This window comes from Kribbella sp. CWNU-51, from assembly GCF_054073265.1.
In genome coordinates, this window is the sequence record NZ_JBSXMZ010000016.1 from 131,260 (window position 1) to 142,222 (window position 10,963).

The following is a 10,963-nucleotide window of genomic DNA, read 5'->3' on the forward strand; positions in this document are numbered from 1 at the left end:
TCACGTTTTGCCGCCATGTCGACACGCTGCGGGGTCAGCTTGCCCGGATTCGGGCCGCCGGCGCGGCAGAATCGCCAGGGTGTTGCTGGTCCTCCTCGTCATGGTGCTCGCCGCCGCCGCGGCACTCGCGACCGGTGGACGGTTCGGGCGACTGGCCGACAACTCCATGACCGGCCTGCACTGGCTGGCCGCGGCCGCCATCGGCCAGCTCCTCGGCTCGCTCTTCGGTGGTACGGCGTACCCGGTCGGACTGATCGGGTCCGCGGTCTGCATCGCCGTCTTCCTGCGACTGAACCTCCGCCACCCCGGCGTCGGCCTACTGGCGCTGGGGTTCTTCTCCAACGCCCTGGTAGTGGCTCTGAACGGCGCTATGCCGGTATCGCTCGCTGCTCTGTCCCGCGCGGGCGTGGGCGCTGCTGTCCTGGGCGATCCGCGGCACGAGCTGTCCGACGCCGCAACCCGGTTGCCTTGGCTGGGAGACGTCGTACCAGTCGCTCTCCCGGGCTTCGGTCAGGCGGTCAGCCCAGGCGACGTACTGATTGCGGCCGGGGCCGGACTGCTCCTGTACGCCGGGATGGGCGGATCGGGCCGGGTCCCGGCCGAGACCGCGCCGGTGTGGGACGAGCTGGAACCCTGCGCCGGCACTCCGGCGCTGCTGCGCCTGTCCTCAGAAGCGGAAGCCGCGGCCGATCACGCACCGGAGTGACTCGACCACGAGCGGGTCGTACTCCGCGCCGATTCCCAGGCCGATCGACTCCATCGCCTTGTCCGGCGACTGTCCGGTCCCCTCACCCACCAGCTGTTCGTAGGCCAGGGCCACATTCACGATCCCGCTCTCGACCGGGATGTCGGAGTTGTTCGCCCGCCCGTGCCGGTACGGATCGTTGGAGTGCCGCACGATCTCCGCCACATGATCCAGCGCCCCCGACCGCTCGATCACCGCAGCCCCGATCGCCGCCGCCCGCTGCCGCTCCTCCCGGGTCCGCAGCAACGAAGCCCCACCAGGACTGGGATCCGCCAACGCCAGCTGGCCGACCCCCGACAACAACGCCGCATACTCCAACGCTTCCATCCGCGCCAGAGTCAGCCCCAGATCATTGCCCAGAGCCACCGCCAACTGCGCCGTCCGCGCGTTCTGCCCCGGACTACTGAACCCGGCGATCTCCGTACTCCGAGCCATCGACCGCACCGTGGTCCGATAAGTCCGCTGCGCCGAAGCAAACCGCCGAAAGGCGAACTGCGTCAGCAGCAACGGCACGATCACCACCGGCGGCGCCCACAGGCCGATCAGCGACGTGCCGGTGGCGAGCAGGATCGCCGTGATGCCCATGGCCAAGCCGATCCTGGTCATCACCGTGAGCTCGTCCCGCAAGGCCGCGGGAAAGGGCCGGTTGTAGCGCTCGGTCGCTTGTCCGGCACCGATCACCGCGTCGCTGATGCCGGCGCTCAGGACCGCGGCCAGCATCGCTCCGCCGATCCAGATCGCGTCCGACCAGTGACCCGTCCAGATGAGATCCGCAGGCGTCAGGGCGGCGAAGACCGCAGCCGCACAGGCGACGGAGATCCCACGGCGGCACGAGACGACGACATCCGACCGCAGGCCGGCGATCGCCCGCGGCAGGATCCCGGCGGCCGTCGCGATGGCGATGACCGCCGCGACCTGGGCGACGTCCGGCGGCAGCCCGAGCGACGGCCCGCGCAACATCGCGTACCCGAGCGCCGCGCTGGTGGCGATCGGAGCCCGGTTGCGGATGCGATCGACGCGGAACTGCACCATCTCGCCGATCGCGATCAGCGCACCGAAGGTCAGCGCGTAAGCCCATTCCGTGACGCCGTAGCGAGCCGTCACGACGATCGCTATCACGGCCAGGATCACACCGGCCGCGACGATGACCACGCCGCTGCCCATCCGGCGCAGCTCCTGCCCTTCGGTGAACCCGGCGGCCATCAGTCCGGCCCTGCCGCACTGCCGCTCGCTCCGCCACCGCTACCGAGGCTGAGGTCGTCGTGATCGATCGTGGCCAGTACCGTGCCGTCCGGCGCCGGCTGGTCGGCCGCCGTCGTCCAGCCGTCCTTCCGGATCACTTCGACGAACGCGTCCACCAAGCGGGGATCGAAGTGGCTGAACCGATCCTGGATGAGGATGGCAAGCGTCTCCTCGACGCCCCGCGCAGGACGATAGGAACGCGTCGACGTCAGGGAGTCGAAGGCATCCACGATGCCGATGATCCGGGCGAAGTACGGAATGTTCTCACCACTGAGTCCGGCGGGGTAGCCGGAGCCGTCGTACTTCTCGTGATGGTGCAGCACGGCGGACTTGACCTCTTCGAGGAACGGGATGTTGCCGATCAGCTCGACCCCGCGGGCCGGGTGCAGCCTGATCGCGTCCATCTCCGAATCGTCCAGCCGGCCGGACTTCTGGATGATGCTGGTCGGCACACCGACCTTGCCGACGTCGTGCAGGAGGCCGGCATGCTCGAGGGCCGTCTGCCGGTCGTCGGCCAGCCCCAACTGGCGGCCGAGCATCCCCACTCCCTCGCTGACCCGTTCGGAATGTCCCCGGGTGTAGAGGTCCTTGGTCTCGATCACCTGGATGAAGGCCCGCATGGTCGCAGCCTGCGCCCGTCGCTCGGCCTCGTACTGCGTGAGCGCCCAACGGCTGACGTACAGCGGCACGAAGATGAGCACGATCGAGAGAAAACTCAGACCGGACAGCCAGGCGACCGCGAGCAGGAGCCCGAGCAGTCCGTAGCCGAGCAGGGACGGCAACGTCGGCAACGCGACCTTCCGCAGGAACGCGAGCGGAGTCGGATCTCCCGGTTCGAGCGACAGCACCACGCACAGCAGCAACGCGTTGATGATCAGCCAGGCCAGATTGGCTGCGGTGGTGGTCCAGATCGCGTCCCACGGATTGCGCAGTACGGCGACACCGGTCGGACCTCCGGCGACGTGGAAGACCAAGCCGCCGGCTGCCGCACAGATCACCGACTGTGCGCCGTTGAACACCTTCTTGACCAGCGGGTGGCGCCGGTCCTGGGACAAGGCACCGACCGCGCCGACCAGGATTGCCGACGCGACTCCGGACAACAGGTAGAGCGCGATGACAACCACATAGTCGAGCGAGGTCCGATAGATCTGTCCCACTCGGGGCCGGAGTACGGTTCCGGCCAGCATCAACAGTCCGAGGCAGACGGTGGGCGCGTCAAACGTCGCGTGCGCTGCGGCGAATCCGAGAATGACCGCAGCCGTGGCAGTCGCGACGACCACCACGAGCCGAAGCAGCACCCGCCGGTTCACGCGCGCAACGCTACCCGGACGGACTCGATCGGACTACCAGTCCCAGCCGTCGGCAAACATGTCGCACCTCCGTTCAGCGGTTGCAGTCTTACGTCCCGAGGGGGGACCGGGGCGTAGGGGGGCAGACAGCACAACACTGACTGATCAGTATTTTTCTCATTCTCGCTGCGCCGAAACACTGTAAGCCAGACCGTGACCCGCCGCACGGGAGGAAGAGCCCGCCATGGTATGAGAGACTGTGACTCTTTGCAGTTGTTTCAAGGAGGCTTAGAAATGGGCAAGACCGGCCGCAAGCGCCGCGCACGCAAGAAGAAGGGCGCGAACCACGGTAAGCGCCCCAACGCCTGACAACGGGCGGCTACGCAAAGCGAGGACCCCGGCGAAATCCGGGGTCCTTGCAATTTGGTCACAGGTTTACACCAGACCAGCTTTCTCAGAGGTCCCGTATTCGGAGAGTCCTCGCGCGCATACTGAATGCTAGTTTCAAACGAGTGTTGGGTATTGCGGGCCGATCCGGCGACTCCCCTTCGCATACCGCCGCGGGAACGGCTCCAGGTCCCCCGTCCTGAACCGGTCCAGGTGACGGTGTGGATAACTTCGGCGGACAATCGGCGGATGCTCCTAGAGTTAGGGCCGGATGTCCTGACACCGTACGTAGCGGAGTGGCGACCAACGAGTGAGGGAGGTGGGTGGGCTGTCGACTGTGAACCTGAGCGAACTCCTGCGCGGGTTCCGGTCCAGGGCCGGGCTCACCCAAGCGGCCCTGGCCGAAAAGGCCGGTCTGAGCGAGCAGGCGATCAGCGTGCTCGAACGCGGCACTCGCAGCCGACCCCGGATGGACACCGTCCGATCACTGACCGCAGCCCTCGGACTCGACGCCGGCGAGGCCGAACAGTTCCTGGCCGTTGCCCGCGGCAAGAGCCACGGACCTCGCAGTCCCGCACCGGAAGCGGAGATCCCGGTGGCGAGCGACGCATTGCCGGTGCCCTGGCAACTGCCGCCCGCGGTGCCGGACTTCACCGGCCGCGCTGCCCAGGTCGAGGCAATGCTGTCGGTTCTGCGAGCTCCCGCCGGCCTGCGCGGCGATGCCGTCGGCCTGGTCACGGTCACCGGTATGGGCGGTATCGGCAAGACGGCGTTGGCGGTTCAAGCCGCGCACAGACTGGCCGGCAGTTACCCCGACGGCCATCTCTATCTCAACCTGCGCGGCTACGGGCCGGGTCAGCCGATGAGCGCCGCCGAGGCCCTGCGCCAGCTGCTTCGTTCGCTCGGTCTGGACGCCCAGCTGATCCCAGAAGCTGTCGAGGAAGCGGCTGCCCTGCTGCGATCGCAGCTCGCCGGGCGCCGGATGCTGATGCTCCTCGACAATGCAGCCGACGGACGGCAGGTGCTGCCGCTGCTCCCCGGCAGCCCGGGGTCGGCCGCGATCATCACCAGCCGTGGTTCGCTTGCAGCGTTGCCCGGTGCACGCCAGATCCGGCTCGACGCGTTGTCGGAGTCGGAGTCCATCGAGCTCCTCAGCGGAGTCATCGGCCAGTCCCGCGTCGCTGCCGAGCCGGACGCGGCGGAGATGCTCGCCTCGTTCACCGGTCGCCTGCCGCTGGCCGTGCGGCTGATCGGCGGCCGGCTCGCCGCCCGCCCGGCCTGGCCGATCCAGCACCTGGTCGATCTCCTCCACGACGAGGAACACCGGCTCGACAGCCTCGGCTCCGACGAGACCGGCGTCCGCGCGAGCATTGCCAGCTCCGTGCGCTTCCCCGCACGCCGCCCGAACGCGACGCCGCCCTCGAACGCATCCTCCGCTTCTACACCAGCGTCGCCTGGGCCTGCCAGGCCAAGACCCATGCGACCAGCCCGCGGATCGCCCTGGCCACCGTCCCCTTCACGCCACCTCCGATGGGGGCGGACGCGGAGTCGATGCTCAGCTGGCTCGACTCCGAGCAACGCAACCTGATCGATCGCCGTGACCAGGCAGCCGGCTCGTCGCTGGCTGGATCGGCTTTGCTCCCGGAGCTCGCGCTGGCGATGTTCGGCTACCACGAGTCCCGGTCCCGATGGGTGGAGATGCGAGAGCTGAGCGTCGGCTCGGTCGAGCTGGCGGAGAAGCTCGATCTGCGCTTGATGGCCGCCTGGCTGGAGCACGACCGCGCCATCCCGGAGGTGGAGAACGGGAGCCTCGACGCCGCCGCGGCACACCTGCTGACAGCCCTCGAGACGTTTCGTGCGCTGCCGGACCGCCTTGGTCAGGCCCGCTCCTGTACGTCGGCCACCCACGTGCTCGGACGACTCAACCGGGTGCCCGAGGCACTCGAGCTCGGCATCGAAGCGCTCCGGCTCAGCCAAGAGCAGGGGGACAAGACCATCGAACGGGTGTCCTACATCGCGCTCGGCGGGCTCTACGACCGCAACGGGGACTTCGCCCTCGCCGACGAGGCGTTCGAGCGTGGCATCGCGCTGGCCGCGATCGTCGGCGACGCCCGCTCACTCGGGAAGAGGTACCTCAACACCGGCTTCTCCCACCTGCTCGTCGGTCGCCTCGACGACGCCGTCGAACCGCTGCTGCAGAGCATCGAGATCGGAAGGCGGGCCAAGAACAACGATCTGCAGTCACAGGGACTGCAGTGTCTCGCCGCCGTGTTCGCGAGCCGAGGCGAATACGAGAAAGCCCACCAGCGGATCGAGGAAGGCATCGGCCTGATCCGTCCGCTCGGCAACCGGCTGCGCGAAGGCTGCTTCATCCTCGAGCACGGCAAGTTCAGCGCCGCGGCCGGCGATTTCCCCGCGGCCATTCAGTTCCTCGAGGCTGCGATCGCCGTACTGCACAACATCTCGCCGCATTTCGAGGCGGCCGCCGAGGAATTGCTGGAACTCGTTCGGCGCGGTGATCACTACACGTACAGTTTCGACGACTCCCAGGTCAGGTGATCGACGGAAGACCCCACACCATGACCGCTGGAAACGTCAGTCGGTGGTCGTGATGGTGGTTTCCACCTGGATTTGGGTTAGCCGGAGGAGGATTTTCTGGCGGAGGGCGTCGGGGGCGTGGTCGGAGCCGCAGGAGCGGTGGACCAGTTTCTTGACGCAGCGTTCCAGGTCGTATTCGTCCAGGCAGGGGGCGCACTCTTCGAGGTGCTGCCGGATCTCGTCGGTGCTGGCGTCCTCGAGTTCGTTGTCGATGAAGACGTAGACCCGCTGCAGGATCTCACTGCAGTCGACGTCGTGGTGCTCGCCGCAGCTCACGACTCCTCCTTCTCCGCGGTCGCGTCAGTGCTCGCGGCCGGCGTCGTCGCGTCGGCACTCTCGTCGGAGTCCGACGTCGGGATCAGGCCGCGATCCCGGGCGTAGTCCCCCAGCAGCTCACGCAGCTGGCGCCGCCCGCGGTGCAGCCGGGACATCACGGTGCCGACTGGCGTGCCCATGATGTCCGCGATCTCCTTGTAGGCAAAGCCCTCGACATCGGCCAGGTACACGGCCAGCCGGAAGTCCTCCGGGATGGTCTGCAGGGCTTCCTTGACGTCGGAGTCGGGCAAGTGCTCGAGGGCGACCGCCTCGGCCGACTTCAGGCCGCCGGGAGTGTGCGACTCGGCGGCGGTGAGCTGCCAGTCCTCGATCTCCTCGGTCGGCGACTGCGTCGGCTGACGCTGCCGCTTCCGGTATCCGTTGATGAACGTGTTCGTCAGGATCCGGTACAGCCACGCCTTCAGGTTGGTGCCCGGCGTGAACTGATGGAACGAGCTGTACGCCTTCGCGAAAGTGTCCTGCACCAGGTCTTCGGCGTCCGACGGATTACGGGTCATCCGCATCGCCGCGGCGTACATCTGGTCCAGGAAAGGCAGCGCCTCGCGCTCGAAGCGCGCGGTCCGCTGCTCGGGTGTCTCGGTCGTGGTGGGAGTCGGCATCGTGATCGAGAATACCGGGGTCTTCCCAGGTGTCCTCGCCGGAGCCTCTCTCGTCGCCATCATGTTGGTCACAACACGCCCGGTCGCAGCGCCATTCCCGCCTGCAGGGCCGGTCAGCGGCTGACCACTATCCGGACACTTCCCGGCTCACCCATTCGAACACCGCTTCGACCAGCAGGTCGTAGGCCTCCTGCTGATCCAGCTCCGCCCGCTTCGGCACCTTGAACGAGTGGTCGGCATCCGGAACGACGGCCATCTCGGTCAGCGGAGGGAATTCCTCGGGCGTCCCGAACGGATCCCGCTCCCCCTGCACGACCAGCGTCGGCAGCCCGGCCGCCTGCAACTCGTCGACGCGCGACTTCTCCGGCTTCCCCGGTGCGTGCAGCGGGAACGACAGCGCGAGTACGCCGGACGCCCCCAGACCGCTCGCGGTCCGGCAGGCCACCCGGGCCCCCGCGCTGCGGCCACCGATCACCAGCGGGGTACGGACGCGGAGCTGGCCGATGATCGCGATCCAGGCCTCGTCGAGGACCTTCGGCGCCGGCGCGAGCTTCTTCCCGGCCCGGCGCCAGGGCTGCTCGATCAGGAACACGTTGATGTCCTGCTTCGGCAGCCGGGCGGCCAGCGAGGCCAGGTCACCGGACTCGATCCCGGCCCCGGCGCCATGACCGAGGGCCAGCGTCGCCACCGGCCGCCGGGCCCGATGCGCCACGATCCGGGCGTCCCCGTGCGGCGTCCGCACAATCCGTTCGTCGGTCACCCGGCCCATCCTGTCATCCGGGCTACGTCGTGTCTGGTAATTCCGCGCCGTAGCGAGCAGGTGCCGAGTGCCGCGCAGTAGGCGGGGAATTGCCAGACACGACCTGGAATGAGTGGACACGAAACGTCAGAAGAGGGTGGTCTCCTCCGGCGCGGCCGGCTTGTCGATGGGATCCACGCCGTCAGGCGGCAGCGGGTCGAGCAGGTGGGGTCCGTTGTTCTTCGCCGAGCTGACCGCCCTCGAGACGGCGTACGCCTCCAACCGGCCGGGCGCGGCGGGCACCAACAGCTCGAGCAGATCGTCGGGATCCGACGACAGTGGGTCGAGCCACGCGTCGTACCGCTCCCGCTCGACCAGCAGCGGCATCCGGTCGTGGATCCGGCCGAGGTCGTCGGTGGCCGTGGTGGTCAGGACCGTGCAGGTCCACAGCCAGGCCTCGTCCTTGTCCGGGTCCTCGACCGACTTGTCCCGCCAGATCTCGTACAGCCCGGCCATCGCCAGCACGCCGCCGTCGGCCGGGTGGATGAAGTACGGCTGCTTGACGGGCTTGCCGTTCACCTTCTCCTCGGCCGTGTACCACTCGTAGTAGCCGTCCGCCGGCAGGATGCAGCGCCGGGTGGCGAACGCCTTCTTGAAGGCCGGCTTCTCGGCGATCGTCTCCATCCGCGCGTTGATCAGCCGGTTCCCGATCGAGGTGTCCTTCGCCCAGGACGGGACCAACCCCCACTTGACCGTCGTCAGCTTGCGGATCGTGTCGTCGGGGACCTCACGGTTCTTCCGCTCGACCACCGCGATCACCTGGTCGGTCGGCGCCACGTTGTAGTTGTCCGGCAACTCCTGCACGGCCTCGCGGACGTTGCCCGCCTCGATCTCGAACTCCACGACAAGATCGGACGGGTCCCGGCTGGACGCATACCTACCGCACATACCGACCAGCCTAGCGACGCCGCCGGACAGTTCCCGCCGTTGTCGTCTTACGGCACGAACCGGCGGCAGGGCGGGTGGGCCGGGAGGTGCGGATCCGGACGGAGCGTGACGTGCAGGGTCCGGTCGGTGGGGAGAGAAGTTTGCATCTGGTGACGAATTCTTTCCCCACCCGGCCGCCGCAAGGACGCCCCGGCTGTCGTTGTCGTGCCGTGACCGCGCCGGCCCGCTGCCCTACCCGGAGGGATGCCTCCGGGTAGCGAGATATAGTTAGTTTTGCTAACGAAGCCACCAATCCTCTGGAAGTGCCCAGTGAGTTCAGGCGACAAAGCGGCGTCCCGGTTCGCGGTCGACAGTGATCACCCGCGCTACAAGTGGGTGGCGTTGTCCAACACGACGCTCGGTGTGCTGATGGCGACCGTCAACTCGTCGATCGTGATCATCTCGCTGCCGGACATCTTTCGCGGCATCCAACTCGACCCGCTGCGCCCGGGCAACGTCAGTTACCTGCTGTGGATGCTGATGGGCTTCCTGGTCGTCACCGCGGTTCTTGTGGTGAGGCTGGGCAGGCTCGGCGACATCTACGGCCGGGTGCGGATCTACAACCTGGGCTTCGCAGTGTTCACCATCGGGTCCCTGGCACTGGTGTTCGACCCGCTGACACAGAGCGGTGGCGCGCTCTGGCTGATCCTTTGGCGCCTCGTCCAAGGGGTCGGCGCCGCGATGCTGTTCGCGAATTCGACCGCGATTCTGACCGACGCCTTTCCCGCGGATCGCCGGGGCTTCGCCCTCGGCATCAACCAGGTCGCGGCGATCGGCGGCTCGTTCATCGGGCTGATCGTCGGTGGACTGCTGGCTCCCGTCGACTGGCGCCTGGTGTTCTTTGTCTCCGTCCCGTTCGGCCTGCTCGGCACAGTGTGGTCCTACCGCAGCCTGCGGGAGACCAGTGAGCAGTCGGCGGCACACATCGACTGGTGGGGAAACGCCTTGTTCGCGGTCGGCGTGACGGCGGTCCTGGTCGCGATCACGTACGGGATCCAGCCCTACGGAGGGCACGAGATGGGCTGGACCAATCCCTGGGTGCTGACCGGGCTGGTCGGCGGCGGCGCGTTGCTGGCGGCGTTCTGCGTGGTCGAACTGCACACCGAAGACCCGATGTTCGACATGTCGCTGTTCCGGATCCAGGCGTTCTCCGCGGGCAACTTCGCCGGTCTGTTGTCCGCGGTCAGCCGCGGCGGGCTGCAGTTCATCCTGATCATCTGGCTGCAGGGCATCTGGCTGCCCCTGCACGGATACAGCTTCTCGAGCACCCCCCTGTGGGCCGGCATCTATCTGCTTCCGCTGACCGTGGCGTTCCTGTTCGCGGGGCCGCTGTCGGGCTACTTCTCGGACCGGCTCGGTGCGCGAAGCCTGGCGACTGGTGGGCTACTGCTGGTCGCAGTCAGCTTCGCCGGCCTGATGCTGCTGCCAACCGACTTCAGCTACTGGGCCTTCGCCGGCCTGCTGGTGCTCAACGGCATCGGCTCAGGACTGTTCTCGGCGCCGAACACGAGCGCGATCATGAGCAGTGTCCCGGCCAACCGGCGGGGTGCCGCGTCAGGAATGCGCGGCACGTTCCTCAACTCGGGTACGTCGCTGTCGATCGGCGTCTTCTTCACCCTGATGATCGTCGGGCTGGCGCGGACCTTGCCGGGCACGCTGACGGACGGCCTACGCGCTCATGGTGTACCGCAGGCGGTTGCCGCCGGCATCGGGAACCAACCACCGGTCGGCAGCCTGTTCGCCGCGTTCCTCGGCTACAACCCGATCGGAACAGCGCTCGGCGGCGTGCCGGCAGGAACCCTCAAGGGCGCCGATCTGGGCACCTTGACCAGCAAGGAGTTCTTCCCCGAGCTGATCTCGGGCCCCTTCCACCAGGGCTTGGTCATCGTGTTCGCGGTCGCCATCGGCATGTCGCTGGTCGGTGCTGCCGCCTCGCTCTTCCGCGGGCCGCGCTACATCCACACCGAACCGGGCGGGACACCCCGGCCGCAGCCCTCGGCGATGCCGGCCGAGCGCCGTACCTAGGCGATCAGGACAAGCG

General features: G+C 67.8%; 11 protein-coding genes. 5 read left to right on the forward strand and 6 right to left on the reverse strand.

The genetic code is table 11. From position 1 onward, the window contains the following. Nucleotides 1-79: 79 nt before the first annotated feature. Entirely contained in the window at nt 80-706 is a 627-nt protein-coding gene (locus ACXC9Q_RS20650; protein WP_457058236.1) for a DUF5317 domain-containing protein, read from the forward strand. Here the strand turns inward: ACXC9Q_RS20650 and ACXC9Q_RS20655 are convergent. Beyond that, entirely contained in the window at nt 668-1,948 is a 1,281-nt protein-coding gene (locus tag ACXC9Q_RS20655) for an HD domain-containing phosphohydrolase (protein ID WP_457058237.1), read from the reverse strand. The genes ACXC9Q_RS20650 and ACXC9Q_RS20655 overlap by 39 nt on opposite strands. Beyond that, complete coding sequence (locus tag ACXC9Q_RS20660) at nt 1,948-3,297, reverse strand: HD-GYP domain-containing protein (protein WP_457058238.1); 1,350 nt, start codon at nt 3,295-3,297, stop codon at nt 1,948-1,950. Before ACXC9Q_RS20660 ends, ACXC9Q_RS20655 begins: the two co-directional genes overlap by 1 nt. A gap of 273 nt (nt 3,298-3,570) precedes the next feature. Here ACXC9Q_RS20660 and ACXC9Q_RS20665 point away from each other — a divergent pair, with 273 nt between their 5' ends. The 3 genes from ACXC9Q_RS20665 (at nt 3,571) to ACXC9Q_RS20675 (ending at nt 6,222) form a co-directional block, all read left to right on the forward strand. Further along, nucleotides 3,571-3,645: a 50S ribosomal protein bL37 gene (locus ACXC9Q_RS20665; RefSeq protein WP_369759046.1), complete on the forward strand. Its 75-nt coding sequence runs from the start codon at nt 3,571-3,573 to the stop codon at nt 3,643-3,645. 337 nt (nt 3,646-3,982) lie between these two features. Continuing rightward, nucleotides 3,983-5,251 carry a helix-turn-helix domain-containing protein gene (locus ACXC9Q_RS20670; RefSeq protein ID WP_457058239.1) on the forward strand — a complete coding sequence of 423 codons (1,269 nt, stop codon included), beginning with the start codon at nt 3,983-3,985 and terminating at the stop codon, nt 5,249-5,251. After that, a complete protein-coding gene (locus ACXC9Q_RS20675; protein ID WP_457058240.1) occupies nt 5,194-6,222 on the forward strand; it encodes a tetratricopeptide repeat protein in 1,029 nt (342 codons plus the stop codon). Before ACXC9Q_RS20670 ends, ACXC9Q_RS20675 begins: the two co-directional genes overlap by 58 nt. A gap of 36 nt (nt 6,223-6,258) precedes the next feature. Here the strand turns inward: ACXC9Q_RS20675 and rsrA are convergent, their stop codons facing one another. The 4 genes from rsrA to ACXC9Q_RS20695 all read right to left on the reverse strand — a co-directional run bounded on the left by rsrA (nt 6,259) and on the right by ACXC9Q_RS20695 (nt 8,883). Continuing rightward, a complete protein-coding gene (gene rsrA, locus ACXC9Q_RS20680) occupies nt 6,259-6,537 on the reverse strand; it encodes a mycothiol system anti-sigma-R factor (RefSeq protein ID WP_328518789.1) in 279 nt (92 codons plus the stop codon). Further along, nucleotides 6,534-7,196 carry a sigma-70 family RNA polymerase sigma factor gene (locus ACXC9Q_RS20685; RefSeq protein WP_405068480.1) on the reverse strand — a complete coding sequence of 221 codons (663 nt, stop codon included), beginning with the start codon at nt 7,194-7,196 and terminating at the stop codon, nt 6,534-6,536. The genes rsrA and ACXC9Q_RS20685 overlap by 4 nt, the downstream gene beginning before the upstream one ends. A 127-nt stretch (nt 7,197-7,323) precedes the next feature. Continuing rightward, nucleotides 7,324-7,965: an alpha/beta hydrolase family protein gene (locus ACXC9Q_RS20690; protein WP_457058241.1), complete on the reverse strand. Its 642-nt coding sequence runs from the start codon at nt 7,963-7,965 to the stop codon at nt 7,324-7,326. A 117-nt stretch (nt 7,966-8,082) separates the two neighbouring features. After that, nucleotides 8,083-8,883, reverse strand: coding sequence for an SOS response-associated peptidase (locus ACXC9Q_RS20695; RefSeq protein WP_457058242.1), 801 nt, complete (start codon nt 8,881-8,883; stop codon nt 8,083-8,085). Between the two features lie 309 nt (nt 8,884-9,192). Between ACXC9Q_RS20695 and ACXC9Q_RS20700 the strand changes: the two genes are divergently transcribed. After that, nucleotides 9,193-10,947, forward strand: a complete 1,755-nt coding sequence (locus ACXC9Q_RS20700) for an MFS transporter (RefSeq protein ID WP_457058243.1) — start codon at nt 9,193-9,195, stop codon at nt 10,945-10,947. The last annotated feature ends 16 nt before the right edge of the window (nt 10,948-10,963 follow it).

What these genes read in the sequence shown, in the direction of transcription:
- ACXC9Q_RS20655 (WP_457058237.1), bottom strand. Translation starts at nt 1,948, where the DNA reads ATGGCCGCCGGGTTCACCGAAGGGCAGGAGCTGCGCCGGATGGGCAGC.
- ACXC9Q_RS20675 (WP_457058240.1), top strand. Translation starts at nt 5,194, where the DNA reads ATGGGGGCGGACGCGGAGTCGATGCTCAGCTGGCTCGACTCCGAGCAA.
- ACXC9Q_RS20685 (WP_405068480.1), bottom strand. Translation starts at nt 7,196, where the DNA reads ATGCCGACTCCCACCACGACCGAGACACCCGAGCAGCGGACCGCGCGC.
- ACXC9Q_RS20690 (WP_457058241.1), bottom strand. Translation starts at nt 7,965, where the DNA reads ATGGGCCGGGTGACCGACGAACGGATTGTGCGGACGCCGCACGGGGAC.
- ACXC9Q_RS20695 (WP_457058242.1), bottom strand. Translation starts at nt 8,883, where the DNA reads ATGTGCGGTAGGTATGCGTCCAGCCGGGACCCGTCCGATCTTGTCGTG.